Source organism: Dermacoccus sp. CCH2-D9 (assembly GCF_001556795.1).
GTDB classification, from domain to species: domain Bacteria; phylum Actinomycetota; class Actinomycetes; order Actinomycetales; family Dermatophilaceae; genus Dermacoccus; species Dermacoccus nishinomiyaensis.
Window position 1 is genome coordinate 1 of the sequence record NZ_LSJT01000027.1, and the last position, 26,190, is coordinate 26,190.

General features: G+C 68.3%; 23 protein-coding genes. 13 read left to right on the plus strand and 10 right to left on the minus strand.

Annotation, left to right across the window (positions count from 1 at the left end; genetic code table 11):
- Positions 1-20 precede the first annotated feature (20 nt).
- Complete coding sequence (locus tag AX669_RS01980; protein WP_062256229.1) at positions 21-572, plus strand: hypothetical protein; 552 nt, start codon at positions 21-23, stop codon at positions 570-572.
- A gap of 288 nt (positions 573-860) precedes the next feature.
- On the opposite strand, the gene AX669_RS01985 is transcribed toward AX669_RS01980, so the two are convergent.
- Both AX669_RS01985 and AX669_RS01990 read right to left on the minus strand, forming a co-directional pair.
- Positions 861-2,249: an NAD(P)/FAD-dependent oxidoreductase gene (locus AX669_RS01985; RefSeq protein ID WP_006947068.1), complete on the minus strand. Its 1,389-nt coding sequence runs from the start codon at positions 2,247-2,249 to the stop codon at positions 861-863.
- Positions 2,250-2,452: 203 nt separating this feature from the next.
- Positions 2,453-3,484, minus strand: coding sequence for a PDR/VanB family oxidoreductase (locus AX669_RS01990; RefSeq protein WP_062256231.1), 1,032 nt, complete (start codon positions 3,482-3,484; stop codon positions 2,453-2,455).
- Between the two features lie 282 nt (positions 3,485-3,766).
- Here AX669_RS01990 and AX669_RS01995 point away from each other — a divergent pair, with 282 nt between their 5' ends.
- The gene (locus AX669_RS01995; RefSeq protein ID WP_006947056.1) at positions 3,767-4,477 is read left to right on the plus strand and encodes a type 1 glutamine amidotransferase; all 711 of its coding nucleotides are present in this window, start codon (positions 3,767-3,769) and stop codon (positions 4,475-4,477) included.
- A gap of 224 nt (positions 4,478-4,701) precedes the next feature.
- On the opposite strand, the gene AX669_RS02000 is transcribed toward AX669_RS01995, so the two are convergent.
- A complete protein-coding gene (locus AX669_RS02000) occupies positions 4,702-5,619 on the minus strand; it encodes a LysR family transcriptional regulator (RefSeq protein ID WP_006947095.1) in 918 nt (305 codons plus the stop codon).
- Positions 5,620-5,821: 202 nt separating this feature from the next.
- Between AX669_RS02000 and AX669_RS02005 the strand changes: the two genes are divergently transcribed.
- Positions 5,822-7,399 carry an aminotransferase class V-fold PLP-dependent enzyme gene (locus tag AX669_RS02005; RefSeq protein WP_231729371.1) on the plus strand — a complete coding sequence of 526 codons (1,578 nt, stop codon included), beginning with the start codon at positions 5,822-5,824 and terminating at the stop codon, positions 7,397-7,399.
- A gap of 192 nt (positions 7,400-7,591) precedes the next feature.
- Here AX669_RS02005 and AX669_RS02010 read toward each other — a convergent pair whose 3' ends face one another.
- Entirely contained in the window at positions 7,592-9,031 is a 1,440-nt protein-coding gene (locus tag AX669_RS02010; protein WP_062256233.1) for a hypothetical protein, read from the minus strand.
- 230 nt (positions 9,032-9,261) lie between these two features.
- Between AX669_RS02010 and AX669_RS02015 the strand changes: the two genes are divergently transcribed.
- Entirely contained in the window at positions 9,262-9,753 is a 492-nt protein-coding gene (locus AX669_RS02015) for a hypothetical protein (protein WP_131940319.1), read from the plus strand.
- A gap of 143 nt (positions 9,754-9,896) precedes the next feature.
- On the opposite strand, the gene AX669_RS02020 is transcribed toward AX669_RS02015, so the two are convergent.
- Positions 9,897-11,198, minus strand: a complete 1,302-nt coding sequence (locus AX669_RS02020) for a cytochrome P450 (protein ID WP_062256236.1) — start codon at positions 11,196-11,198, stop codon at positions 9,897-9,899.
- A 65-nt stretch (positions 11,199-11,263) separates the two neighbouring features.
- The gene (locus AX669_RS02025; protein WP_062256238.1) at positions 11,264-12,631 is read right to left on the minus strand and encodes a glutamine synthetase family protein; all 1,368 of its coding nucleotides are present in this window, start codon (positions 12,629-12,631) and stop codon (positions 11,264-11,266) included.
- Between the two features lie 219 nt (positions 12,632-12,850).
- Between AX669_RS02025 and AX669_RS02030 the strand changes: the two genes are divergently transcribed.
- From AX669_RS02030 to AX669_RS02060, 7 genes are all read left to right on the plus strand, one after another.
- Complete coding sequence (locus tag AX669_RS02030; protein WP_062256240.1) at positions 12,851-13,660, plus strand: acetoacetate decarboxylase family protein; 810 nt, start codon at positions 12,851-12,853, stop codon at positions 13,658-13,660.
- Positions 13,661-13,893: 233 nt separating this feature from the next.
- On the plus strand, positions 13,894-14,913 hold the full coding sequence (locus AX669_RS02035; protein ID WP_062256242.1) for a GAF domain-containing protein: 1,020 nt from the start codon (positions 13,894-13,896) through the stop codon (positions 14,911-14,913).
- A gap of 118 nt (positions 14,914-15,031) precedes the next feature.
- Positions 15,032-16,555, plus strand: a complete 1,524-nt coding sequence (adh, locus tag AX669_RS02040) for an aldehyde dehydrogenase (protein ID WP_006946923.1) — start codon at positions 15,032-15,034, stop codon at positions 16,553-16,555.
- A 48-nt stretch (positions 16,556-16,603) separates the two neighbouring features.
- Positions 16,604-17,647, plus strand: a complete 1,044-nt coding sequence (gene adhP / locus AX669_RS02045; RefSeq protein ID WP_006947064.1) for an alcohol dehydrogenase AdhP — start codon at positions 16,604-16,606, stop codon at positions 17,645-17,647.
- Positions 17,647-18,036 carry a DUF779 domain-containing protein gene (locus tag AX669_RS02050; RefSeq protein WP_006946990.1) on the plus strand — a complete coding sequence of 130 codons (390 nt, stop codon included), beginning with the start codon at positions 17,647-17,649 and terminating at the stop codon, positions 18,034-18,036. The genes adhP and AX669_RS02050 overlap by 1 nt, the downstream gene beginning before the upstream one ends.
- A 73-nt stretch (positions 18,037-18,109) precedes the next feature.
- The gene (locus AX669_RS02055) at positions 18,110-18,625 is read left to right on the plus strand and encodes a MarR family winged helix-turn-helix transcriptional regulator (protein WP_006946992.1); all 516 of its coding nucleotides are present in this window, start codon (positions 18,110-18,112) and stop codon (positions 18,623-18,625) included.
- A 79-nt stretch (positions 18,626-18,704) separates the two neighbouring features.
- On the plus strand, positions 18,705-19,370 hold the full coding sequence (locus tag AX669_RS02060; RefSeq protein WP_006946994.1) for a GNAT family N-acetyltransferase: 666 nt from the start codon (positions 18,705-18,707) through the stop codon (positions 19,368-19,370).
- Positions 19,371-19,667: 297 nt separating this feature from the next.
- Here AX669_RS02060 and AX669_RS02065 read toward each other — a convergent pair whose 3' ends face one another.
- Entirely contained in the window at positions 19,668-20,540 is an 873-nt protein-coding gene (locus AX669_RS02065) for a gamma-glutamyl-gamma-aminobutyrate hydrolase family protein (protein ID WP_062256245.1), read from the minus strand.
- Between the two features lie 54 nt (positions 20,541-20,594).
- On the opposite strand from AX669_RS02065, the gene AX669_RS02070 reads away from it, so the two are divergent.
- A complete protein-coding gene (locus AX669_RS02070) occupies positions 20,595-20,774 on the plus strand; it encodes a hypothetical protein (protein WP_062256249.1) in 180 nt (59 codons plus the stop codon).
- A gap of 46 nt (positions 20,775-20,820) precedes the next feature.
- On the opposite strand, the gene AX669_RS02075 is transcribed toward AX669_RS02070, so the two are convergent.
- The 3 genes from AX669_RS02075 to AX669_RS02085 all read right to left on the minus strand — a co-directional run bounded on the left by AX669_RS02075 (position 20,821) and on the right by AX669_RS02085 (position 24,382).
- A complete protein-coding gene (locus tag AX669_RS02075; RefSeq protein WP_197418830.1) occupies positions 20,821-21,681 on the minus strand; it encodes a fumarylacetoacetate hydrolase family protein in 861 nt (286 codons plus the stop codon).
- A 60-nt stretch (positions 21,682-21,741) separates the two neighbouring features.
- Complete coding sequence (locus AX669_RS02080; protein WP_062256250.1) at positions 21,742-22,728, minus strand: 3,4-dihydroxyphenylacetate 2,3-dioxygenase; 987 nt, start codon at positions 22,726-22,728, stop codon at positions 21,742-21,744.
- 169 nt (positions 22,729-22,897) lie between these two features.
- The gene (locus AX669_RS02085; RefSeq protein ID WP_062256252.1) at positions 22,898-24,382 is read right to left on the minus strand and encodes an aldehyde dehydrogenase; all 1,485 of its coding nucleotides are present in this window, start codon (positions 24,380-24,382) and stop codon (positions 22,898-22,900) included.
- Between the two features lie 180 nt (positions 24,383-24,562).
- Between AX669_RS02085 and AX669_RS02090 the strand changes: the two genes are divergently transcribed.
- Positions 24,563-26,188, plus strand: a complete 1,626-nt coding sequence (locus AX669_RS02090) for an APC family permease (protein WP_006946941.1) — start codon at positions 24,563-24,565, stop codon at positions 26,186-26,188.
- Positions 26,189-26,190: the final 2 nt, after the last annotated feature.

Sequence of the window (26,190 nt, forward strand, 5' to 3'; positions counted from 1 at the left end):
GATCTGCACAAGGAGTTGCCATGTTCGCTCTCGCCGTCCTGCTGCTCATCGCCGCAGCAGCCCTCGTCCTGTGGGTCCTCTTCGGGCTCAACGGAGAGAACAACAACGACGTCCACTTCCACGGTTTCGGCATCGACGCCAACCTCACGCCGCTCACCGTGTTCCTCCTCGGCGCCCTGACGCTGCTGCTCGTGTGGGCCGCGACGCGCCTGATCGCCGCCGGCACGAAGCGCAAGTACCGCCAGCACAAGGAGACGAAGGAGCTCAAGAAGGAGCACCAGCTCAGCGAGAAGCAGCGCCTCGAGGCCGAGCGCGAGCGTGAGCGCCTCGCCGCCGAGCGCGACAAGGAGCACGATCTGCGCGAGACCGCCGAGGCCCGCCAGCGCGTCGCGCAGCGCGACGTCGAGCGCTACCCCGAGGACCACCGCACCACCGAGCACATCAGCACGGAGCGTGTCGGCACCGACCGCGCAGCCGAGGGTCGTCGCGCGGGCGAGGGCGACGTCATCGGCAACCGTGTCGACGGTGTCGTCGACGAGCGCGCCACCGACGGGCGCCACTACCGCAACTGATCTCACCGCGACGACGGTCTGCGTCACCGACCGGATCGCGCCGCCCATGACGAAGGCGCCGCACCCCAGCGAGGGTGCGGCGCCTTCATCGTTCTCGACGCTCCTGACGCCGGAACCCATCGCCCCGGCGCCCTCCACGTCAGGCCACTCAGACACGGCCGTTGCGGCCGGGCCCGCCCGTCAGCCTCACCCAGCTGGCGGGGCGCCACCCATCACACACGACAGCGCGCGTGCTCCGCGGGCAGAACCGCAGAACCACGCGCGCTGATGGCGACGTCGGGCGTCAGCTCACTTGGCGGCCTCGACGTGCTTCGGCTCCTTCTTCGGCGCCGGCTTCGAGTTGGCGGCGTCGACGAACGCGTGGCGCGGCGTCTCGAGGTCCATGAGGGCGGTGGCGTCGCGGCCGAACATCATGCCGACGGCCCAGTTGCCGAGGATGCGTGCCTTGCGCTCGAGTGTCGGCATCGCGTACGCGTGGTAGCCGCGGTGCATCATCCACGCCGGCAGGCCGCGCAGGCCGTACTTGCCGACCTGGGCGACGCCCTTGCCGACGCCGAGCCCGGCGACGGAGCCGATCGTCTTGTGCTTGTACTGCTTCATCTCGCCGCCGCCGCGAATCGTCGTCAGGATGTTCGCGGCGAGGACGGGCGCGTGACGCAGCGCGTGCTGGGCGTTCGGCACGCAGAACCCGCCGGGGCCCATGCCCGTGACATCGGGGACGGCGGCGTTGTCGCCGGCACCCCAGGCGCCCTCGACGACGTTGCCCTCGTCGTCACGCACACGCAGGTCGGTGCCGACCATGAGACGGCCGCGGTCGTCGATCGGCAGGTCGGAGTCGACGAGGACGGGATTGGCCTTGACGCCCGCGTTCCACACGATCGTGTCGGCGTCGAACTCCTCGCCAGTCGACAAGACGATGTGCTTGTTCTCGCAGCTCTTGAGCTGCGTGTCGAGGTAGACGTCGACGCCGCGCTCGCGCAGGGAGGCGACGACCCACTTCGCCTGCTCCTCGCTGACCTCCGGCATGACGCGGCTCATGGCCTCGACGAGCACGAAGCGCGGGTCTTCGGGCGACAGACGCGTGTAGTACTTGATGGCGTCCTTCACCATGTCCTGGATCTCGGCGATCGCCTCGATGCCGGCGAACCCGCCGCCGACGAAGACGAACGTCAGCGCACGCTTGCGCTCCTCGGGATCGGTGAGGACGGCGGCCTCGTCGAGGCGCGCGAGGACGTGGTCACGCAGCGTGACGGCTTCCTCGATCGTCTTGAAACCGATGCCCTCCTCGGCGAGGCCGGGGATCGGCAGCGCGCGCGGCACGGAGCCGGCGGCCATGACGATGTGGTCGTACTCGAGCGTGAAGTCGTCACCGAGCTCGGGGTCGACGTTGACCGTGCGGTTCGCGTGGTCGATCGACGTCACCTTGCCGGTGATGATCTCCGCACCCTTGAGGTGACGGCGCAGCGGCACGAGCGCGTGACGCGCCTCGATCGAACCGGCGGCGACCTCCGGCAGGAAGGGCTGGTACGTCATGTAGGGGTTCGGGTCGACGACCGTCACCGAACCTTCGCCGTCCTTGAGGGAGGCGAGCAGCTTCTTGGTGGTGATGAAACCCAGGTACCCGCCGCCGACGACGAGGATGCGCGGACGCACGTTGGTGTTCTGCGTGAAAGCCATGCAACAACTCTAGAACCGCCGAGTACGTTCGGCGAAACGCTGACCAAACGACTGATGTTACCGGACAGTAAGGCGCAGCGGGGGTCTGTGAGCCGCGCGACTTCCCAGAGCCCCTCCTCTTTCTGCGTGCAAGTGCACCCAGGTGCACTTGCACGCAGAAGGAGGGGCCCGCGCGTCAGGTCCTGAGCATCGACAATCGAGCGTCAGAGCTCGAGCGTCAGTTCCTTGCCCTTGCAGCGGCTCACGCAGATCATCATGATGTCGCCCTCCTCACGCTCGTCGTCCTCGAGCACGGAGTCGCGGTGGTCGATCTCGCCGGCGATGACGCCCGTCTCGCAGGTGCCGCAGATGCCTTCGAGGCAGGAGCCGAGGACGCTGACACCGGCCTCGCGCACGACCTCGAAGATCGACCTGTCGGCGGGCACGGTGAGGCGCATGTCGGATTCTTCGAGGATGACGTCGAACTCGGTGTTGCCCGAGTCGTCGATCTCCTTGGGGCTGAAGCGTTCGACGTGCGCGACGAGGTTGGCGCGGCTCCTGCACCCGTCCTCGATCGCCGCGAGCAGACGCTCCGGCCCGCACGAGTAGACGAGCGCGGGGCCCGCAGCGTCGGCGTCGGCGAGGGTGGCAGCGAGGTCGAAGGCACCCTTGTCGGCCTTGGGCCAGAACGTCACCCTGTCGCCGAAGGAGGCGAGTTCGTCGCGGAAGGCCATCGTCGCCCCGCTGCGCCCGAGGTAGTACAGGTGCCAGTTCTTGCCCTGCGCCTGCGCGGCGCGCACCATCGTCAGGATCGGGGTGATGCCGATGCCGCCCGCGACGAAGACGTACGTCGGCGCCTTGCGCAGTTCGAAGTGGTTGCGTGGGCCGTAGCTGACGAGTTCGTCGCCGACCTTCAGCGTTTCGTGGATGTAGGAGGAACCGCCTCGCGATTCGCTCTCGCGCAGGACGGCGACCTGGAAGCGGCTGCGGTCGGCCGGGTCGCCGCACAGCGAGTACTGACGGATGAGTTCGTCGAACGGGTCGTGCTCGGGCAGGTCACCCTGCTCGGCGTCCTTCAACTCGGCGTCGCTCACGCCGCCGAGGACAAGGTCGAGGTGCGCTCCGGGGGCCCACTCGGGCAGGTCTGCGCCGTCGGCGGCGCGCAGCGTCAGGAGGCGGACACCGTCGGCGGCGTCGTCGATCCCGTCGACGACGAGAAGCGTCTTCGCCTCGGGCTGAGTCGATTCCGAAACCATGCCTGTCTCCTTCACTGCGCACAGCGCGTCGTCTCGCCCCCCTTGCGTACAGATGCACCCGGGTGCATCTGCACGCAGGGAGGCGACGCACGACGCGATGTTGTTCGGGTGCGAACGAGTTGTCAGTCTACGCATGTTCATGACGGGTGTGTGACCCAGGCAACATTCCATCGCCGCAAAGTCTTTCGGGGGCGAACGATCTGGCCTAGCGTGGGAGCACGCCGCCCAATCGCCCCCGCCTGACGCCTCGATCGTCGTGCGGGCCGTCGCCAGGAGTTCATCATGACCAAGCGCGTCCTCATCGTCCAGCACGACCACTGTTCGCCCCCCGGCGCCGTCGCGGATCGCTTTCGCGAGCGCGGTTACGAGGAGACACTCTTCCAGGTCGTGCCGGAGAAGGATTTCGAGAACCCGGGCGTCGACGTCGAGTTTCCCGACGTGCGCGAGTTCGACGCGCTCGTCGTCATGGGCTCGTACTGGTCGGCGTGGGACGACGAGATGATCGGCTCATGGTTGGCGCCCGAGATGCAGCTGCTGCGCGACGCGGACACCGCGGGCGTCCCCGTCCTCGGCATCTGCTTCGGCGCGCAGCTTCTGGCGCGCACGCACGGCGGCTCGGTCGGGCGCGCGCCCGAACCGGAGATCGGGTTCGTCGAGGTGAGCAGCGAACGCGAGGACATGGTGCCCGGTGGCAAGTGGTTCGCCTGGCACTACGACCGCTGGCAGGTGCCGCCGGACGCCGTCGAATTCGCGCGCAACGACATGGCGTCGCAGGGTTTCGTGCTGCGCAAGAACCTCGCCGTGCAGTTCCATCCCGAACTCTCCAGCGAGATGCTGACGGGCTGGTGCGACAACGGCGGACGCGAGATGCTCGCCTCCCTCGGGCGCGACGCCGACGCCGAGATCGCTGCCGCGAAGGAATGGGATGACGAAGGCCGCCGCCGCGCCGGCGTCCTCGTCGACGGGTTCCTGGAGCAGGTCGCCGCGAGCTGATGAGCGTTGACCTATTCGAACGCGAGGTTCGGCGCCACATGGCGCCGGCTGACGCCCGAGTTCTCGAAGAGACCGACGTAAGAGACGACCTCGCCCCCCTTGTCGGCTGGAGCGCGGAGCATTTCGACAGCCTCGACTGACGCGGGCGTCAACGTTGCCCGGATCCGCATCACGGTCGACGCGTTCTCGGGCGATGTTCACGCCCGATCAGGCGGGCGCGCCTTTCAGGACGTGAGGTCGTCGCGGTAGAGCCGCGCACAGAAGTCGCGCAGCTCGGCGGCGAGGGCGGCGATCTCGTCGACGGCGTGATGCGTCGGCGTCCACGCGGCATGCAGCGGCATCGTCAGCACCGAGCCGTCGGCGTCACGCACGCGGCGCGGGATGAGCCCGAACCGGGTGTCGTTCGTCAGCACCGCGACGCCGCGCCCCGAGGCCGCGAGCGCCTGGGCGGCTTCCGGCGAGTCGACCTCCTGCACGTGCTGTGGCGCGAGGCCCGCCTCGGCGAACGCGCGCGTCAACACCTGGCTGACGGGGTGTCGGCCCGGCAGCATGACGAGCGGGTCGACGCGTGCGAGCGCCTCGAGATTCACCGAGCGGTCACGCTCGGCGCCCTCACCATCGAGCACGCCCCGGGCGCCGACGTACGCGCGCACCGGCAACTCGGCGATCAGCATCGACGCCACCTCCGGCGGCGGAACGGCTGGTGCGACGACGATGTCCGCGCCCTCCCCGAGCGCCGCGAAGACCTCACTCGTCGAACGGCTGACGACGTTGACCTCCGGCGCCAACGCACCCCGCGCCGGGCCCGCCGCGAGGAACGGTGCGATGACGTCGCTGAGCGTCGTGCTCGGCGCGGCGATCGTCAACGACGTGAGCCTCCCGGACGCGAGAAACGCCGCGGTGCGCTTGAGCGTCGCCTCCCGTTCGAGCAGGCCGCGGGCCAGCACGAGCAGTTCGGCCCCGGCCGCTGTCAGCCGCACCCCACCCTCGGAACGGACGAGCAACTCGACCCCCAGCTCGCGCTCGAGCGCCCGCAACTGCCGCGAAACCGCAGGCTGGCTGACGTGCGACGCCGCCGACCCCGCCGTCACCGATCCGGCGTCGGCGACCGCGACGAAGTAGCGCAGGACTCGCAGCTCCACGACGGGCGACCTTCCGATGAGGCCATGCCCAGAAGGCATGGCAGAGAGTGAGAACAGGTATCGAGGAGCCTAGCCCCATCTCGTCTATTTCACGTGGCCCACGTCACAGAATGTGCAGGGCACCACTGCCTGACATCACGCGCGAGCATCGGAGACGACCATTACGATCACCCCGCCTGACGGCGCCACAGCTGCTGCCGGCGTGCCCGGGCTGTCGGCCGACGCGATGCCGCAGCTGACCGAATACCTCGGCGAGGCAACGCGATTCATCACGGAGTGGATGAACGAGTACGGCCCCTCCACCCCGCATCCGGCGCAGAGCGTCGAGCACGCGCAGTTCAAGGCGGCATTCGACGAACTGACGTCGCGTCTGAGTGTCAACTACCCGTTCTTCCACCCTCGCTACGTCGGCCAGATGTTGAAGCCGCCGCACCCGGCGGCCGTCGTCGGGTATCTCACGACGATGCTCATCAACCCCAACAACCACGACCTCGACGCCGGCGCCGCGACGACGCGCATGGAGGTCGAGGCGGCCGATGAGATTGCGCGCATGTTCGGGTGCACCGCTCGTCGAACTGCGAGTGAGGACACGAGCGACGCGAGGCCCGGAGCGAGCAGCCGAGACGAGCCAGAGGAATGTGGTGACGGGAACCGACTCTGCCACCTCGGCCACCTGACGACCTCGGGCACCGTCGCGAACCTGGAGGCGCTGTTCGTGGCGCGGGAGACGCATCCGCGCAAGGCGATCGCGCACAGCGCTGACGCGCACTACACGCATGGGCGCATGAGCCACCTGCTCAACGTGCCGTCGGTGTCGATCCCGACCGACAGCCGCGGACGCATGGATCTTGACGCGCTCGAGTGGTTCCTCAAGGACGGCGGCATCGGCACCGTCGTCATGACGGCCGGGACGACGGGCTTGGGGGCCGTCGATCCGATCGACAAGGCGATTCCGCTGTGCCGCAAGTATGGCGTCCGCGTCCACGTCGACGCCGCGTACGGCGGGTTCTTCCGCCTCCTCGCCGACGACGACTCGCTGCTCGCGCCCGAGGTGGCGGCGGCGTTCCGCGCGATCGACGAGGCCGACTCCGTAGTCATCGACCCGCACAAGCACGGCCTTCAGCCGTACGGCTGCGGCGCGGTGATCTTCAGGGATCCGAACGTCGCGAACTTCTACGACCACACCTCGCCGTACACGTACTTCACGACGGGCGACGACATCCACATGGGCGAGATCTCGCTCGAGTGCTCGCGCTCCGGTGCGTCGGCGGCCGCGTTGTGGATGACGCTGCAGCTGCTGCCGTTGACGCGTGAGGGCATGGGTGAGGTCGTCGCGCCGGGGCGTCGCGCTGCGCTTGCGTGGGCCGAGAAGTTGCGCGCGTCCGACGTGTTCGAGCTGTACCAGGAGCCGGACCTCGACATCGTCAGCTACTTCCCGATCGGCGACTCGCTCACCGACATCGACCGTCGCTCCGGCGCGATCCTCACCGCCGGCATGAATGCCCCGCGCGACGAGTCGCTGTTCGTCGCGACGTATCAGGTGGACGCCGACGACATGGCCGCGCGCGGGCACGTCATCGATGAGCGAAGCGCCGGGTCGGCGCAGGAGGGCGAACCCCTCGTCGGCGCGCGCATCCTGCGCAGCGTGACGATGAAGCCCGAGACCGAACCCGTCATCGACCAGATCCACGCGGCTGCCGAGGCCCTCGCCCGACAGGCCGCCACGGCCGAACGCGACGCTCCCCTGCCCGACGAAGAGGTCGCCGAGCCGGGCATCTGACACATCGCCGGGCCCGTCACACGCGCGTACGGCCAGGTGAGTCACGAAGTGCAGGGTGAGTCATGTGGAAGCGACTCACCCTGCACTTCGTGACTCACCTGCGTCCTGGATAGCCGCCGCGAACACCTGGGCCGACGCCTCGAGACCGTGCGCTCCGAGGTACGCGCCGCCGGGACGAACAGTGCCTTTCTGTCAGCGCACCTGCGGTTGAGCGACGAGGTCGCCATATCCGGTGCCCCAAAGGCGGTCAGCCAGTTCATAGGCCGCGAGCGCCCAGGGTGCCAGTCGTTCACCCGGCTCGATGGCGAGGGGAGTGAAACGCACGAGCGCACCCATCGACGCCGGCCCGATCTCGAGCTGCCCCGTCGCCCCGGCCTCGTCGTCGACGACCTGGAGCGCGCCACGCACGTCATCGGTGACGAGCGCGTCGGGCCCCGGGTGACCGCAGACATGAACGGTGGTCGTCTTTGCGGCCTGCACGGCCTCCGTCGCCAGGTAGGCAGAGCCGATTCGCGCCGCGTCGCACGCCTCGACAACGAGGTCTTCGAACTGCGTCATCGCCAGAGGCAGCGTGCCGTGGATGAGCAAGTGCTGGTGCGTGTCGAGCAACGAGAACCGCTCGAGGCCCTTGCCGAGCGTTGAGATGCCGCCGCTGTGACGCGGATTGAGCTCATGGGGGATGAAACCCTCAGCGGTGAGGATGCCGTCGATGCCGAAGGAGCCGCGGTAGTGATGGCGCCGCGCGAGCACTTCGCCGACAGCGCGGGCGGTGGCGCGCATCTGATCGCGATCAGCCGGCGCCGGATCCCACCACGAAGAGATGCCCGCCTGACGAAAGCGATCGCTGCCGTGGGGCTGCAGCATCACGAGTTCCACCGGCCGGAGGACGGCGACGCCGTCGTCAGCGACCTGGCCGTGGATGGAGCAGGGCACACCTTCGAGGTAGGGCATGAGACGCAGCCGCTCGGCATGGGGCGCGAGCGCTTCGTATGCGGCCGCGCCGTCGTCCGTGACGTGCCGCACCAGCACCGCGCCACCGTTGAGACCCTCGCTCGCGTCGGCCGACCAGACCGTTCCGACACCGCGATCGAGACGCGCGGCGGCCGCTCGCACCTCGTCGAGGTGTGCTGGGACGACCTCTTCGGGCGCATGCGGGACGCCTGCCGCCTCCCACAGCTCGCGACTGAGCGTCTTGTCTTCCAACCGCTCCTGCTTCTCGCTGCGCGCGCCGTAGGTGCCTCGCCCGTAGAACGAATCAGCGCCGAGAGCGAGCGCGACGATGACGACAGCCCTCGCCTCGGGGTCGAACGCGTCGAGCACCGCGCCCACCCCGTCGTCTGACTCCCGCAGAAGGTGCTGCCAGGCGCGTACCTCATCGACCACGTCATGCACCGGGCTCATCGCCAAGCGGTGAACCGTGATCCAATCTGGCTCGGGCAGCGGGCCGGTGCCGTCGCCCCACGTGATCACGAGGATGCGCGCGGCACCGTTCTCGCGGGCCTGCACGACGTGACGGGTCGCGCTTGCCAGGACGGGGGCGAGGATGACGACCGGGCGCCCCTCGATGTCGTCACGCCGGCGCGCCGCGAGGTGCTTGCTCAGGCGCTGCAGAGGGTCTGGGCTGGTGTCCATACCCGATCGTAGGGCGGTTCGTGGCCACCGTTCGACCGATTTCCTCACGCGGCGCCATGGCCTGAGGCCGCGCAGCGCACCCCGCGATGGCACCCCGGCGCGGGACACCCGCGCTGCGTGCCGGCACCACGGCAAGACGCCGTATGCGAGCGGGTCGAAGATTCGGGCGGAGGGTGAATCACCCCGCGCCGGGTCATGTCGTTCTATCGCACCACCCGTAGGCTGGGGGCATGGCTATGAACACGGCGTTCGCCGTCCTTCCCGGCATGACGATCGACGAGCTTCCCAGCGGCATCCTCGACGCGACGACCGACTACGTCACGGGTGAGGAAGCCATCTCGAACGCCCTGCCGGCCGGTTACGTCGGCGCCTTCACGGCGCGCACGAACGACGAGCGCGACGCCGTCGTCCTCGTCGGCTACGAGCTGATGCTGCAGCCCGACCTCATCCCGGACATCGCCGACGAAGCCGTCACCGCCGTCTTCGCGGGCGGCTCGAAGACGTGGCTGCTCATCATCGACGCCGGCGAGTCGAGCCGCATGCTGTCGCTCGACGACGCGCAGATCACCGCCGAGGACGGCGAGCCCGTCGAGGGAGAGCCGACGTCCGTCATCGACGGTGATCCCGAGAAGACGCTCAAGAAGGCAGTCGGCGACCTCACAGGCGTCAGCCTCGACGCCGTCATCGCCGACAAGGGCCTGCTCGTCATCGTCGAGGACTGACGCTTTGGGCGGCCGCGCGAACCGACCGACCACGTCGACTTCGCGTTCGCCGCTGCCCACGCAGCGAGGCGGGTAACTCACGGGTAGGCGCGAAGTTCCGCGCCAATCCGTGAGTTACCCGCCACCGTGCGTCATTCGCCGCGTCAGTTGGCCCACTGAACACGAACCGGGAGCTTCTTCACCCCGTTGACGAAGTTCGAGCGCACGCGCTTGACGTCGCCGGCAAGCTCGATCGAGTCGATGCGCGGCAGCAGCTCCTCGAGCAGCAGACGGATCTCGAGGCGCGCGAGGTTGTTGCCGAGACACAGGTGCGGTGAGCCCTTGCCGAACGTCATGTGATCGACGTTCTTGCGCGTCACGTCGATCTTGTACGGCTCGGGGAAGACGTCCTCGTCACGGTTGCCGGACGCGAACCACATGACGACCTTGTCGCCGGCCTTGATCTGCTTGCCGCCGAGCTCGACATCCCTCGTCGCCGTCCGACGGAAGTGGTAGACGGGCGACGCCCAGCGCAGCAGCTCCTCGAGGCCCGACTCGATGAGCGACGCATCGTCCTTCATCGCCTCGAACTGATCGGGCTGCGCGATGAGGCCGAGCATGATCTGGCTGATCGCGTGACGCGTCGTCTCGTTGCCGGCGATGACGAGCAGTGAGAAGTAGTTGTTGAAGTCCTGGTCGGTGAGCGGAACCCCGTCCTCGGGCATCTTGTTCGCGAGGATCGAGACGAGGTCCTTGCCCTCGCCACCGACGCGCTTGTCGCGCAGGTCGCGGCCGTAGTCCCACACGTCCTGAACCGTCGGCGAACGGAACGGCAGGTGACGGTACTTCTCCGACTCGGGCGAGTCGAGCAGGTGCTCGGTGTAATCGGGGTCTGTGTTCGCGACCATCTCGTTGCCCCACTGGATGAGCTGGCCCGTGTGCTCGCGCGGCACGTCGAGCAGACGGGCGAGCACCTGGATCGGGAAGTCCGCGGAGATCTTCTCGACGAAGTCGAACTCGCCGTTCGGCGACGCCTTCTTCGCCTCGTCGACGGTGTTCTTCGTCAGCTCGCGCAGGAACGCCTCGTAGTTCTTCAGCAGGTTGCGCGGCGAGAACTCGCGCTGGATGAGCTTGCGCAGCGCGGCGTGACGGGCGCCGTCCGTCTCGAGGATGGAGCGGCGGAAATCCATGAGGTCGTCGTCGACGTCCTCGAGGTTGACGAACTGCTCCGACGTGAACGTCTCGGAATCCTTGTCGACGACCCAGATGTCGTCGTACTTCGTGACGGCCCAGAAGCCCTTGCCGTCGCTCTCCTCCGTCCAGTGCACCGGGTCGGCGTGACGCAGCGCGTCGAACTGCGCCCATCCCTCGTTGTCGCGGAAGCGGTCGATGTTGGACAAGTCGACGTCGGCGACGTCGAACGCGGCGTCGGCCTCGGGAGCTGCGCCCTGGTCGATGATGGTCATGTCGTCTCTCCTCGTTCAGCAGGAAAATCGGGAAGGGTGCGCGAAGCGCCTGGTCGCGGGCGCGATCACAGGTGGTAGGTGTACTCGCGGAACTCCCAGTCGGTGATGAAGCTGTTGAAGCGCTCGATCTCGTTGCGCTTGTAGGCGAGGAACGTCGCGACGAACTGCTCGCCGAGCACCTCACGCATCTCGGTGTCCGCCTCGAGCGCGTCGAGTGCGGCGCACAGCGACGACGGCAGCATCGGCGAACGTTCCGGGTCGTAGCCGTAGCCGACGAGCGGCTCGCCGGGGTCGATCTCGTCACGGATGCCGAGGTAGGCAGCGGCCAGCGTCGCCGCCGTCAGCAGGTACGGGTTGGCCGACGCGTCGCCGAGGCGCAGTTCGAGACGCGATGCGGAGCCGCGCTCCGGCGGGATGCGCACCATCGCGCTGCGGTTGTCGAGACCCCAGTCGATGAGCCACGGCGCGAGCGTGTCGGGCCCGAACCGCTTGTACGAGTTGATCGTCGGGTTCGCGAGCGCCGTCAGCGCCGGCGCATGCTTGAGGATGCCGCCGATCGCGTGGTGCGCGACCTTCGACAGGCCGTGCTCGCCGTTCGGGTCGTCGAACAGGTGGTTGCCGTCGGCGTCCTGCGTCGAGAAGTGCAGGTGGAAACCGGAACCGCCCTCGTCGTTGAACGGCTTCGCCATGAACGTCGCGAGCTTGCCGCGCGCCCGCGCCATCTCCTTGACGGCGGCCTTGAAGCGGAACGCGCGGTCGGAGGCGTCCATCGCGTCGGAGTGCCACAGGTTGATCTCGAACTGCCCGCTCGAGAACTCGTGGTTCGCGGCGACGACCTCGATGTCGTACTCGCCGAGCTGACGCAGCGTCTGCAGCAACACGTTCTCCGGGTCACCACGCAGGCCGCTGACGTAGACGTTGCCGCTCATCTCGCCGTAGCGCGACCAGCCGGAATCGGAGTTCTCGTCCTCCTGCAGCACGTAGAACTCGAGCTCGGGCCCGCAGATCGGCGTGCCGGCGATCGAGGAGAACTTCTCGATGACGTTCTTCAGCACGTAGCGCGGGCTCTCGGCTGACGGCGAGCCGTCGGGGTTGAAGACGTCGGCGATGACGTGTGCGACGCCCGGCTCCCACGGCACGCGAGTCAGCGTCTCGATGTCGGGGCGCGCGACGATGTCCGGCAGGCCGGCGGCGAGCCCACCCTCGATGTCGACGACGTCGCCCATCGGCGTCGTGCCGTACACGCTGCGGCAGAACGCGACGCCGTGCCCCGTCGTGCGTTCGAAGCGGTTGACGAGCAGGTCCTTGCTGCGGTCGGTGCCGATGATGTCGGAGTAGCCGAGGCGGATGACGTCGATGCCCTCCGCCCGACACTTCGCCATGGCCTCGGCCACGGCCCCCGGCTCGCTCGACTTGCTCCCTGAGTTCGTCATGCCTCGTCGCCTCTCACGCCGTTGTGAGCGAACCTCGACGGTTGCCGGGTCGGGGTGCGCACGTTTCGTTCGGGTCCGAACATACCGTGTGACTCACGCCACACAAACCCTCATGATCGGGTAGCATAGCGCGTGTCGTACGGATACGAACGATTTACGGCGAAGGAACTTCGACGCCCTCGCCGCGCGCACACGCGCCGACACCGAAAGGGCTCTGCCATGAGCGAATCCCCCGAACTCAAGGGTTTCTTCTACCCGCGCACCGTCGGCGGCACGTCGGGCATCATCCCGTCACCGCCGTGGTACTACTCGGGCGACCTGCTCACCGTCGAGTACCGCACGAACCCCGAGCGCGTACGCGAACTGCTGCCCGAACCGCTGGAGCTCGCCGACGAGGACCCGGGCGCCGTCGCGCTCATCTGGGCCGACTGGCAGTCGTGCAGCTCGTCGCGCGAGGAGCTGCTCGACCCGGTGCGCGCGCAGTACAAGGAGGCGTTCGTCGTCGTGCGCTGCTCCTACGAGGGCCGCACGTTCAGCCGCTGCGTCTACATCTGGGTCGACAAGGACTTCGCCATCGGCCGCGGCCTGCACCAGGGCTACCCGAAGAAGCTCGGCTCGATGTGGCAGACGCGCCCGCACCCCTTCAGCCAGGGCGCGCCGCAGATCGCGGAGGGCGGAATGTTCGGCGCGACGCTCGCGGCGGGCGACCGTCGCCTCGCCGAGGCGGTGCTGACGCTGCGCGAACCGTCCGAGACGAACGGCTTCGTCAACGGCCACCCGATGGCCCACCACCGCATCTACCCCGACATCGCCCGCGGCGCGATGGGTGACGCCTACAGCGAGCTCATCTCATCCGGCGCGGCCGAGTTCGAGGGCGGGCAGGCGTGGCGTGGTGACGTCGATCTGCGCCTGTTCGAATCGCCCACGGAGGAACTCGCCGCCCTGGAGGTCGACGAGATCATCGGCGGCTACTACCGGCAGATCGGCGTCGTCTGGAACGGCGGCGAGACGCTCGAACGTCTCGTGTGAGCGAGGCGGCCGCGAAGGGCGGCAGCCTGCGTCGCAGATGAGTTCGTGGACACACGGCACGCAGCGTCACGCCGCCGACCCACCCCACCCCGGACGGGTGTAGTGTGATGTGGGTCACGACGAGAGGGGGAGGGATGCGGCACAAATCCCGTCCACGGGGTTGCGCCTGCGGGTGCGGCCCCGGCTGCGTCCACGCTCGGCTCGCCGCCGCGATCCCCCTCGTCAGTTCGCTGTTGAGCTCGACGGCACGCGACGAGGGTCTCGTCATCGCCATCGCGGACCGCGAGGCACGCCTGCACTACGTCGACGGAGACTCCCGCGCCCGCAGCCGCGCCGAGAGCATCGGCTTCACCGCGGGGGCGAACTGGTCGGAGGCGCAGGTCGGCACGAACGCGCCGGGCCGAGCTGTGGCCCGCGGCGAGGCGGTCTCGATCCATCGCGAGGAGCACACGCGCCCGGACGTCCACCCGTTCAGCTGCTCCGCGGCGCCGCTCGTCGACCCCGTCACCGGCGAGGTGCTCGGCGCTCTCGACGTGACGGGAGGTGACGCTGCGGCCGACCGGCGCACCCTCGCACTCGTGCAGGCCACCGCGGCCGCGGTGGCTCGTGAACTTCGCCTCGCCGGGGTGCCGGTCGCCCCTCCACCGCACACGAGCGCGCGGCTGCGTCTCGTCCACCACGGCCGCCCCTGCATCGAAACGGGTACGGCCACCCACGCACTCACCGACCGCCACGCCGAACTCCTCGCGACACTCGCGCTCGAACCCCAAGGCCTCAGCGCCGACGAGATCGGGGCCCTCGTCTACCCGGACGGCACGCCGCCCGCCACCATCCGCGGCGAGTTGCTGCGGCTTCGTCGACGGCTCGACACGATTCCCGGCGCGCCGAACCTCGAAAGCCGCCCCTACCGCCTCACGGGGCCACTGCTCATTGATGCCGTCCAGGTCACGGAGCATCTGCGTCGCGGCGAGCACGACGAAGCCCTCGAGCTGTATCGCGGAGCCTCGCTGACGCGCAGCGAGGCGGAGCCCGTCGTCGACCTGCTGCGTTCGACGTCCGGGTCGCTGCGCGAAGCGATGCTCAGTGACGCCACTCCCGAGACCCTTCTGCGCTACCTCGACCTGCCCGAGGCCGCCGATGACGTCGAGTCGTGGCACATGGCACTCACCGTCCTGCCACCGCGCGCGCCGCAGCGGGCCATCGTTCTCACGCATCTCGAACAGCTCGACACTCGTCTGCGCCAGGCGAACTGACGCCCGCAGAGCGCGTTGCACGGGCAGTGCAACGTTGATGCAACGCAGCCCTTCGTAACGTGACGCACATCACGCAACCCCGCGTCACATCCCGCGGGCTCAGGGAAAGGAAGCTGCGATGACGGTCTACGCCAACCCGGGAACCGAGGGCTCCAAGGTCGAGTTCAAGAAGCGCTACGAGCACTTCATCGGCGGCGAATGGGTCGCGCCGAAGAAGGGGCAGTACTTCGAGAACCCCACCCCGGTCACCGGCAAGACGTTCTGCGAGGTGGGCCGCGGCACCGCCGAGGACATCGAGGCCGCCCTCGACGCGGCATGGGCGGCGGCACCGACGTGGAACAAGACCTCGCCCGCGGAGCGGGCACTCATCCTCAACCGGATCGCCGACCGGATGGAGGAGAACCTCGAGAAGATCGCCGTCGCGGAGACGTGGGACAACGGCAAGCCGGTGCGCGAGACGCTCAACGCCGACATCCCCCTCGCGATCGACCACTTCCGCTACTTCGCCGGTGCCATCCGCGCGCAGGAAGGCAGCCTCTCGCAGATCGACGAGGACACCGTCGCTTACCACTTCCACGAGCCGCTCGGCGTCGTCGGGCAGATCATTCCGTGGAACTTCCCCATCCTCATGGCCGTGTGGAAGCTCGCGCCGGCGCTCGCGGCCGGCAACTGCGTCGTCCTCAAGCCCGCCGAGCAGACGCCCGCGTCGATCATGGTGCTCATCGAACTGATCGAGGACCTCATCCCCGCCGGTGTCGTCAACGTCGTCAACGGGTTCGGCGTCGAGGCCGGAGCGCCGCTCGCGTCGAACAAGCGCATCCGCAAGATCGCGTTCACGGGTGAGACGACGACCGGCCGCCTCATCATGCAGTACGCCTCGGAGAACCTCATCCCGGTGACCCTCGAACTCGGCGGCAAGAGCCCCAACATCTTCTTCGAGGACATCGCCCAGGCGGACGACGCGTTCTACGACAAGGCGCAGGAGGGCTTCACCCTCTTCGCCCTCAACCAGGGCGAGGTGTGCACCTGCCCGTCGCGCGCGCTCGTCCAGGAGTCGATCTACGAGCAGTTCATGGCCGACGTCGTCGAACGCACGAAGAAGATCAAGGCCGGCAACCCGCTCGACGACTCGACGATGATCGGCGCGCAGGCCTCGAACGACCAGTTGCAGAAGATCCTTTCCTACCTCGACATCGGCAAGAAGGAGGGCGCGAAGGTGCTCACCGGTGGTCGGCAGGCCGAGTTGGACGGCGATCTGGGTGGCGGTTTCTACGTCGAGCCGACCATCTTCGAGGGCACGAACAACATGCGGATCTTCCAGGAGGAGATCTTCGGGCCGGTCGTGTCCGTGGCGAAGTTCGGTACGTACGACGAGGCGCTGAAGATCGCGAACGACACCCTCTACGGCCTCGGCGCCGGTGTGTGGTCCCGCAACGGCAACACCGCCTACCGCGCGGGCCGCGACATCCAGGCGGGCCGCGTGTGGGTGAACAACTACCACAACTACCCGGCACACGCCGCGTTCGGCGGCTACAAGAGCTCCGGCATCGGGCGGGAGAACCACCTCATGATGCTCGACCACTACCAGCAGACGAAGAACCTCCTCGTCTCCTACTCGGAGAACAAGCTCGGCTTCTTCTGAGCCGACCCGCATCACGGATCAGATCGCAACCACACGAAGGAAAGAGTCATGAGCACCATGCAAGCTGCAGTCGTGGACGTCTTCGGCGAAGACCTGAACGTCAAGGATGTGGAACTGCCGGAACCCGGGCCGGGTCAAGCGCTCGTCAAGCTGATCGCATCGGGTGTGTGCCACACCGACCTGCACGCCAAGGACGGTGACTGGCCGGTCAAGCCCGAACCGCCGTTCATCCCCGGCCACGAGGGAGTCGGCGTCGTCGAGAAACTCGGCGAGGGCGTCACCGAACTCGCCGTCGGCGACATGGTGGGCAACGCCTGGCTCGCCTCCGCGTGCGGCACGTGTGAACACTGCCGCAACGGCTGGGAGACGCTGTGCGAGGAGCAGACCAACGGCGGGTACAGCGTCAACGGCTCGTTCGGGCAGTACATGCTCGTCGACGCCACGTTCGCCGCTCGCATCCCCGAGGGCGCGGACCCCCACGAGATCGCTCCCGTGCTGTGCGCCGGCGTCACCGTGTACAAAGGTCTGAAGGTGACGGAGGTGCGCCCCGGGCAGTGGGTCGTCATCTCCGGCATCGGCGGGCTGGGGCACATCGCCGTCCAGTACGCCAAGGCCATGGGCATGCGGATCGTCGCCGTGGACGTCGCCGACGACAAGTTGGAGCTCGCGAAGAAGCACGGCGCGGAGGTCACGGTGAACGCCGCGGTCGAGGACCCGACGCAGGCCGTCCTCGACGCCACAGGCGGTGGCGCCCACGGCGTCCTCGTCACGGCGGTGCACCCCAAGGCGTTCGGCCAGGCCATCGGCATGGCGCGTCGCGGGGGAACCATCGTGTTCAACGGTCTTCCTCCGGGTGATTTCCCGGCGCCGATCTTCGACGTCGTCCTCAAGGGCCTGACGATCCGCGGATCGATCGTCGGCACCCGGCAGGACATGGTCGAGGCTCTCGACTTCTACGCCCGAGGCCTCATCCACCCGACGTTCAGCAAGCGGAACCTCGACGACATCAACGCGGTGTTCGACGAGATGCACCACGGCAAGATCGACGGGCGCGTCGTCATCGACTACACGACGGAGCGCGAGGACAAGTGATGAACCTCGAGTCACGAGCCGGTGTGGCCGGAGAGACCGTCAGCCGGGTCGCCCTGACGCCGGACGCCGTCGCTCTGCTGCACCAGCTCGTGGCCGAGCACGGTCGTCTCATGTTCCACCAGTCCGGCGGGTGCTGTGACGGGTCGACCCCGATGTGTTACCCGGCAGGGCAGTTCCGCACGGGTCAGGCCGACGTCCTGCTCGGCACGTTCACGCTCCCGGACGTGGCAGGCGACGATGCCGAGTTGGAGTTCTGGATGAGCCGGGAACAGTTCGAGACGTGGAAGCACACTCACCTCACCGTCGACGCCATCGACGGACGGGGCGGCGGCTTCTCCCTCGAGGCGCCCGAGGGCAAACGCTTCCTCATTCGCTCCGATCTGATGTGAGAGAACCTCGCGCGGCCGGGGGCACGGTGGACGTCATCCACGTCTGTTCGGATCCGAAAGATAATGTGGGCTGATGCCGAGTCATCACACGCTGCTCGAGACCGAGACCCTGGCCTCGAGCAAGCTGGCCGACGCGAAGATCGATGTCGCCGCCATGCACGCCGTCAGCAGCATCCACCGCGCGGCGAACGCATCGCGCAACCACATGACGAACACCGTCCTGCGTCCGCACGAGCTGTCGTGGACGGGTTTCGTCGTGCTGTGGAGCGTGTGGATCTACGGCGAACCCGAGACGCGCGAGGTCGCCGAGAGCGCCGGCATCAGCAAGGCGACGCTGTCGGGCGTCGTCAAGACCCTCTCAGCCCGGGGATGGCTCAAGCGCACCCAGTCGTCGAGTGACAAGCGGTTCGCGCACCTGTCACTGACGCCCGCCGGGATGACGCTCATGGAGGAGCTGTTTCCCCAGTTCAACTCCGGCGAACAGCAACTCGTCGCCGACCTGACGCCCGACGAACTCACCGTCCTGACGAAGGCACTCCGCAAGGTCGTGACGACGGCCGAAGGCCTCGGCGCCCACACGTCCGTCTGACGTCCACCCGAGGCCCGCCCGGCGCAGCGTGGCCGATGATGTGACGCCTACCAGTCAACCCGCCCGATCGAGGAGAACCATGCCGTTGCGCCCCGTCACCACGTGGACGCTCGAGATGCCCGAGCGCCCGCACACCACGCCGCGTGGCCACTGCGTCAGCACCCCGACGGCCGACGCCCCCGACGTCGCATCCGGCCCGCATGACGACATGGCGAGCCGTCCTGAGGACGTTCGGATCGACCTGGTGCCGAACCCGAGCCCCGAGTTTGCCCGCTACCTCTACGCCGTCGTCGGCGGGCCGTGGACGTGGACCGACCGCCTCGGCTGGACGCGCGAGCAGTGGCTCGCCGACCTCGGCGTCACCGGCACCGAGACCTACGTCGCGTACGTCGGCGGCGAACCGGCGGGCTACGTGCAGATCCAGCCGACACCGGTCGGCGCGGCGGAGGCGCGTGGTCGAGCGAGCGTCGAGATTCGCTACTTCGGACTCGTCGAGACCGCCATCGGACGGGGCCTCGGCCGCACGCTGCTGGCCCATGGCATCGACGCAGCCTGGACGCTCGCCGAGCGTCATAAGGCGCCGGCGACGCAACGCGTCTGGGTTCACACGTGCAGCCTCGACGGCCCGGCGGCGCTGCGAAACTACGAGCGACGCGGCTTCGTCGTCATCGACGAGACGACGGAACTCATGGACTACCCCGCACAGCCCCTCGGCGCCTGGCGTTCCGCCGGCGGGCCCGCGTGAGCAGGGCCCGGCCGGCATGCCCCCTCTGAAGTACGCCCGAGGCGAGTGAGTGGCTCCGCACTCAGACTCTGCGCAAATGCACCCGGGTGCACTTGTGCCTAGGTGAACTGCCCCCCGGGCCGAGGTGAACGCGAGACGCCGACGGCCCCGTCGGCGCCTGGCTCTTGGCTCGCGTCCCCGGAAACACAGCGTGAAGAACCGGGGTCAGTGTGCGTGGGCTCAGGCGTGACGAGCGCGCTCGACGAGATCGCTGAGCAGCCGCAGTTGTTGCACGTCGGCGTCGAAAGTGCGTCGCGCTCAGGCGTGACGGGCGCGTTCGACGAGGTCGCTGAACAATCGCAGTTGCTGCGCATCGGTGTCGAAGGTGTCCTCCGGGTGCCATTGCACCGCGACGATGCTGGCCCCCGCGCCCACAAGGCCTGACTCGCGCTCGCTCGCCGAGGTGCCTGCCGCCACAGCGTCGGTCGTCGGGTCGAGTTCGACGGCTTCCGTCGTCCCGTCATCGGCACGCGCGACGACCCGCCAGCCGGGCGCGACGTCCCGTAGGCACTGGTGGTGGTAGCAGCTGGCCTTGACGCTCGACCCGCCGAGCACCTGCGCGAGGCGAGACGACGGGTCGAGCTCGACGTCCTCGACGCGATGACGGTGCGCCGACACGCCGAGCTCGTCGTCCATGTCGAAGTGCAACGTGCCCCCCAAGGCCACGTTGAGCAACTGCATGCCACGACAGATCGCGAGCACCGGCACGGCCCGTCCGACGATGACGCGCGCGAGTGCGAAGTCGAACGCGTCCTGTTCGACGTCGACGTCGTAGTGGGTGTCGTGCATCGCTTCGCCTGTCCAGACGGGCGAGATGTCGCCACCACCGGGCAGGAGGATGCCATCGGCGAAGGCCACGCGTTCGGCGACCTGGTCGACGAACGCGTCTGGAATACCGGCGAATCCACGCGTTGGGTCGACGAGTGCGTCGGGAGCCCCGCGCTCGGTGCCGTCATCGCCCCCAGCGGTCATCGGCTCGGCGATCGGGGCAACGGGGTGGATGACGACCGGCTCGCCCCCCGCCGCCCAGACGGCGTCCATGAGCGCGCGCGCCATGACATCTGCGCCGTAGCGCAGAGCTGACGCGGACGCGGAGAACCGCGCCGGCATCGCGATGATGGGTCGACTCACGCCGTCACCCGCCTAGTCGTCATCGTCATCGTCATCACCTCACAGTTCTCCCACGTGGTGCGTTTCGACACCACGTGGGGAGACTTCGCCACGAACAACTCCCACATCGTGCGTATCAACACCGAGTGGGGAGAACTCGCCACGAACAGCTCCTACTCGTGGCGTGATTGCACCGAGTGGGACATCATTCCGCGCCGCCCCCGCCGGTCGTGTCGCACCGAGCGGTGCGGCTGAGCCTGCGAAGCCACACCGCCGGAAGCCGCGCCAGAAGGTGCGAGCATCACGGCTGCGGAGGCATCGGCTTTCGGATACCGCGGAACTCCCAGTCGCCACCCTGGGCGGTGGAGAGAACTTCCTCGGACTCGGTCACCTGAGCGCCGACGTCGGTGCGGATCGGCGTCGGCCCCGTGACGATGTGGTTGCGCAGCGTGCCGAGACCCTCGACCTCGACCTCGACGACGTCACCCGGGTACACAGTGCGCGAGATGGCGGGCGTGCCGGACAGCAGCAGGTCGCCGGGCTGCAGCGTGATGGTGCGGGCGATGTCGGCGACGAGGTAGTGCATGTTCCACTCCATCTCGTCGGTCGTGCCGTCCTGCTTCACCTCACCGTTGACGAGGGTGCGGATGCGCTTGCCGCGAAAATCCCAGCCCTCGACGACGCCGGGGCCGACGGGGCAGAGCGTGTCGGCACCCTTGACGCGCAGCATCGAACCGGAGTCGGTGTCGCGGAAGTCGTGCAGGCCGTAGTCGTTGGCGACGGTGTAGCCGCGGATGTAGTCGCCGGCCTCCTCGGGCGAGATGTTGCGGCACGTCTTGCCGATGACGATGGCGATCTCGCCCTCGTAGTTGAGCCACTTGCAACCCTCGGGGCGCACGACGGCACCCTCGTGCGTGTTGAGCGCGGAGACGGGCTTGTGGAAGTACGTCGGCGCCTTCGGCAGCGTCGTCATCATCTCGTCGACGCGGCTGCGGTAGTTGAGGTGCACGCAGACGATCTTGCTCGGCGTCACGGGCGGCAGGTGCGTCGCGTCGGCGATGGCGACGCGACGACCGTCGCCGGCGACGAGGTCGTCACCGTCGACGACGACGTCGACGGGGTTGCCGTCCAGCAGGATGCGGCGGGTTTCGCGCAGGGTCATCGGGTTCTCCTCGTGGGGTGGATCGGGATCAAGGTCAAGGTCGGCGGACAGCCGACGCCCTCAGCCCGCGGCCGGGACGTCGGGAATGTGTTGCGGGCCCGCCTCAGCAGCCGCCGAGGCAGCCTTCTGGCGCAGGACGTCGTCGTCGATGACGGTACGGTGCGGCGCGGGGAAGCCACCGTCGGGCTGGTCGAACCACAGGTGCACCTGGCCAGTACCGACGGAGTTCTCGTACTCGCCGTACTGACGCGACGGGGCGGTGCAGTCGCCTTCGCCGAGGGCACCGATCATCATGAGGTAGTGCCCGAATCGTGCTTCGGGCTTGTACCGGTAGAACTCGTCCATCGTGTCGAGGACGCGCGCGTGATCGCCGTTCGCGAACCATTCCATGCGCTGCAGGTCGGCCTGGCACGCCTCCTGCGAGAAGATGTGCTCGCTGCCGGCGGCCTCGTGGTCGCGCAGCTTGCGCAGCGGCCAGAACGTGTGGCTGAGCGCGCCGGAGGCGATGAGCAGCACCTTGCGGTCGCTCTCGCGGATGGCGTCACCGAGCGCGCGGCCGAGGCGCAGGTTGTCCTCCGTGTCGGCTGTTTGGCACACGCCGATGGAGATCCACTTCTTGTCGTCGAGGCCCTTGCCGAGGTACTCCCACATGTTCGTCGTCGCGTAGAAGATCGGCAGCGAGTAGTCGTCGATCGCGGTGATCCACGTGCCGTGCTCGTCGGCCTTGCTCGCGATGAGGTGCGCGAGCTCCGGGTCGCCGGGGAAGTCGTAGTGACGGCGCGTCATGCCGCGCGGCAACTCCTCCGACGTGAACAGCCCCGAGCGGCGATCCTGCGCCGTGACGACGAACTCGACGGTGGTCGCCCAGTGGCTGTCGAGTACGACGACGGTGTCGTAGTCGAGCACGTCGAACACCTCGCGCCGCAACTGCTGGAGCCCGGCGACGAGCGTCGTGTCCTCGCCGTTGTTGAGGCTGCGCCGCACGTCCTCGGGCAGCATGATCGTCGGCACGTGCGCCAGCAGACCGGCGCCTACCACTTCACCCATGTCCGTCTCCTTCGTTCATCGTCGTTTCTCGTCACTGACCTGCCCAAGGCCCGCCATCCTCTGCGTGCGCGTGCACCCAGGTGCCCCGCACGCAAAGGATGTGCGGCGGGCACCTGCGAGCAGTGCCGCCAAATTTCTCGGCCATTCAGTTGTTCAGCGACTCGATCGTTCAGTTGCTCGGCGCGAAGACGGAGTTCTTCACGTCGCAGTAGAAGTCGAAACTCCAGATGCCGCCCTCGCGGCCGATACCGGACTGGCCGCTGCCACCGAACGGCGCGCCGAGGTCGCGGACGAAGAAGCAGTTGACCCAGACGGTGCCCGCGCGCAGTTGCGCCGAAACGCGTTCTGCCCGCTCGGGGTCCGACGTCACGAGCGTCGCGGCGAGCCCGAAGCGCGTGTCGTTCGCCATCGCGACGCCGGCCTCGTCACCGTCGAACGTCTCGATCGTGAGGACGGGGCCGAAGACCTCCTCGGTGAGGATCTCCGAGCCTGCGGGGCAGTCGGCGAGGATCGTCGGCGAGTAGAACAGGCCGCCCAGCTCGTCGTTCGGCCCCCCACCCATGAGGACGCGCGCGCCGTCGGCCTTGGCGCGCTGCACGAAACCGTCGACGGTGTCGAAGTGCTTGCGCGTGATGAGTGCGGAGAGGTCGCTCGTCAGGTCGCGCGGGTCGCCCTGCTTGAGCGTGCGAGCCTTGTCGAGCACGCGCTGCGTGAACTCCTCGGCGATCTTGGCGTCGACGAGCAGACGCGCGCCCTTGAGGCAGACCTGCCCGGCGTTGTCGAACTGCTCGACGGCGATGTCGACGGCCAGATCCATGTCGGCGTCGTCGAGCACGAGCAGCGGCGACTTGCCGCCCAGCTCGAACGACAACGGGACGATGTTCGGCGCGGCCGCAGCGGCGATGACGCCGGCCGTCGGGACGGAGCCGGTGAAGCACAGCCGGTTGATGCCGGGGTGACGCGTCAGTGGGGCGCCCGCGTCGACGCCCGTGCCCTGTACGACGTTGAACACACCGTCGGGCAGGCCCGCGTCACGCATGATGTCGGCGAGCAGCGACGCCGTCAGCGGCGCCCACTCCGGCGGCTTGACGACGACGGTGTTGCCCGCCGCGAGCGCCGGGCCGATGCGCCAGGTCGCGAGCATGAGCGGCGCGTTCCACGGCGTGATGATGGCGACGACGCCGGCCGGGTCGTACGTGATGCGTTCGCGATGGCCGCGCCCGGGCACCGTCATGTCCGGGTGGGCGAGGTCGTTCTCGAGGTAGTCGGCGAAGAAGCGGAAGTTCATCGCGACGCGCGGCATGACGCCGCGAAGGTGGCTACGCAGCAGCGCGCCGTTGTCGCGCGTCTCGACGTGCGCGAGCTCCTCGACGCGCGCCTCGACGCCGTCGGCGACGTTGCGCAGCAGCGCCGCGCGCTCCGCGACCGGCATGCCGGCCCATGCCGGAAAGGCCTTGCGCGCAGCAGCGACGGCAGCGTCGACCTCGGCCTCGGCGCCTGCGCTGATCTCGCCGATGACGCTCTCGTCGATCGGGGAGACGTCGGTGAACGTCGCACCGTCAGCGCTGGTGACGCGCTCGCCACCGATCCAGTGACGCGTATCGACCTCGACCCCCTCGACGGTGATCTTCTCGGGCTGCGGCGCGGTGACCATGACGCTCCTCGCAAGGTTGGCTGGTGCGGTGATGCGCATCACACTACCAATCGTTCGGGCCCAAACGGACATCCTACGGCGAGATCAAATCGTCATCTGATCCTCGTGTGTCTCAGATCACATCATGGGTTACCGTGACCCCCGAGGCGAGGTCGTTCGCCCCCGAACGAAAGGCCCGGCATGGCAACTCCCACGTCGTCTCCCGACATGAGTCCGCGCGCGGATTCCGACATCCCACACACCGAGCATCGCCTGCGTTCCGGGCGCCTCGGGGTCATCGCGATCGCGTTCATCGTCGTCTCCGCCGCCGCGCCCCTGACGGCGATGGCCGGCGGCGCGCCCGTCGCGATGCTCGTCGGCAACGGGCGAGGCATTCCGTTCGCGTACCTCATCGTCAGCGCCATGCTGCTGCTGTTCGCCGTCGGCTACACCGCGATGGCACGTCACCACACGAGCACGGGCGCGTTCTACGCGTACGTGGCGCGCGGCCTCGGCCAGCATGCCGGCGGCGCTGCGGCGTGGATCGCGCTGCTCGGTTACAACGCCATGCAGATCGGCCTCTACGGCCTCTTCGGCTCGGCCACCGCCAGCTTCTGCGCGGACAACCTCGGCTTCGACCCGCCGTGGTGGGCGTGCGCGTTCGTCGCGTGGGCCGTCATCGCGCTGCTCGGCTACCGCCAGGTCGATCTGTCCGTCAAGGTGCTCGGCGTCCTCGTCGCCGCGGAATTCCTCATCGTCCTCCTGCTCGACGGCGCCATCATCGGCAAGGGTGGGGAGGGCGGCCACGGCGGTGTCGCATCGCACCTGGCCTGGGATTCGTTCAGCTTCGACGCCCTGACAAGCGGTTCGCTCGCCATCGCACTGCTGTTCAACTCGGCGAGCTACATCGGGTTCGAGTCGACGACGATCTACTCGGAGGAGGCGAAGGATCCGCGTCGCACCGTGCCGCGTGCGACGTACCTCGCCGTCGCCGTCATCGGTGTCTTCTACTCGATCACGACGTTCCTCATGGTGAGCGCGCAGGGCGGTTCGACGCTCGTCGAGCACCTCGGCGGCCTCAAGCCGGACCCGACGGTCTTCCTCTTCGAACTGGGCGATACCTACCTCGGTTCGAGCGCGACGAAGGTGATGTCGCTGCTGTTCGCGACATCCGTCTTCGCGGCGCTGCTCGCGTTCCACAACGCCGTCGCGCGCTACCTGTTCGCCCTCGGACGCGAGGGGCTCGTGCCCGCCCGCCTCGGCCACACGCACACGGTGCACCTGTCGCCGCACATGGGCTCGATCAGCCAGACGGTGCTCGCCGCCGTCGTCCTGACGATCTTCGTCGTCACCGACAAGGATCCCGTGCTCGCCCTGTTCACCTGGCTGACGCAGCTCGGCACGCTCGCCATCCTGTTCCTCATGGCGTTCGCGTCGCTCGCCGTGGTCGTGTTCTTCGCGAAGTACCGGGGCGCACGAGGCAAGGCCGCAGCCGACGACGCGGTGACGGGTGACGTCGCCACCGCCGGCACCGGCCTCGGCGGGCTCTGGCGCACCCTCGTCGCGCCCGCGCTCTCGGCCGTGTTCATGGGCGGCGTCGCTGCGTATGCCGCATCGCAGTTCGGCAACCTCATCGGAGACCCGAACAGCGCCCTCGCGTGGCAGCTGCCCGCGCTCATCGGCGTCGCCGTCGTCATCGGTGTCATCTCGTCGTTCGTCCTCAAGGCCCGCGCGCCGCAGCAGTGGGCGCTCATGGGCATGGACCGCGTCAAGACGACCGACGGCGCAACAGAGATCGACGGGACGTCGGCGGCACCGACGCCCTGAAC

Bases quoted from the DNA above. Each gene is read 5' to 3' on its own strand.
- AX669_RS01980 (WP_062256229.1), top strand. From the start codon at position 21: ATGTTCGCTCTCGCCGTCCTGCTGCTCATCGCCGCAGCAGCCCTCGTC.
- AX669_RS01985 (WP_006947068.1), bottom strand. From the start codon at position 2,249: ATGGCTTTCACGCAGAACACCAACGTGCGTCCGCGCATCCTCGTCGTC.
- AX669_RS01990 (WP_062256231.1), bottom strand. From the start codon at position 3,484: ATGGTTTCGGAATCGACTCAGCCCGAGGCGAAGACGCTTCTCGTCGTC.
- AX669_RS01995 (WP_006947056.1), top strand. From the start codon at position 3,767: ATGACCAAGCGCGTCCTCATCGTCCAGCACGACCACTGTTCGCCCCCC.
- AX669_RS02010 (WP_062256233.1), bottom strand. From the start codon at position 9,031: ATGGACACCAGCCCAGACCCTCTGCAGCGCCTGAGCAAGCACCTCGCG.
- AX669_RS02015 (WP_131940319.1), top strand. From the start codon at position 9,262: ATGGCTATGAACACGGCGTTCGCCGTCCTTCCCGGCATGACGATCGAC.
- AX669_RS02020 (WP_062256236.1), bottom strand. From the start codon at position 11,198: ATGACCATCATCGACCAGGGCGCAGCTCCCGAGGCCGACGCCGCGTTC.
- AX669_RS02025 (WP_062256238.1), bottom strand. From the start codon at position 12,631: ATGACGAACTCAGGGAGCAAGTCGAGCGAGCCGGGGGCCGTGGCCGAG.
- AX669_RS02030 (WP_062256240.1), top strand. From the start codon at position 12,851: ATGAGCGAATCCCCCGAACTCAAGGGTTTCTTCTACCCGCGCACCGTC.
- adh (WP_006946923.1), top strand. From the start codon at position 15,032: ATGACGGTCTACGCCAACCCGGGAACCGAGGGCTCCAAGGTCGAGTTC.
- adhP (WP_006947064.1), top strand. From the start codon at position 16,604: ATGAGCACCATGCAAGCTGCAGTCGTGGACGTCTTCGGCGAAGACCTG.
- AX669_RS02050 (WP_006946990.1), top strand. From the start codon at position 17,647: ATGAACCTCGAGTCACGAGCCGGTGTGGCCGGAGAGACCGTCAGCCGG.
- AX669_RS02055 (WP_006946992.1), top strand. From the start codon at position 18,110: ATGCCGAGTCATCACACGCTGCTCGAGACCGAGACCCTGGCCTCGAGC.
- AX669_RS02060 (WP_006946994.1), top strand. From the start codon at position 18,705: ATGCCGTTGCGCCCCGTCACCACGTGGACGCTCGAGATGCCCGAGCGC.
- AX669_RS02075 (WP_197418830.1), bottom strand. From the start codon at position 21,681: ATGACCCTGCGCGAAACCCGCCGCATCCTGCTGGACGGCAACCCCGTC.
- AX669_RS02080 (WP_062256250.1), bottom strand. From the start codon at position 22,728: ATGGGTGAAGTGGTAGGCGCCGGTCTGCTGGCGCACGTGCCGACGATC.
- AX669_RS02085 (WP_062256252.1), bottom strand. From the start codon at position 24,382: ATGGTCACCGCGCCGCAGCCCGAGAAGATCACCGTCGAGGGGGTCGAG.
- AX669_RS02090 (WP_006946941.1), top strand. From the start codon at position 24,563: ATGGCAACTCCCACGTCGTCTCCCGACATGAGTCCGCGCGCGGATTCC.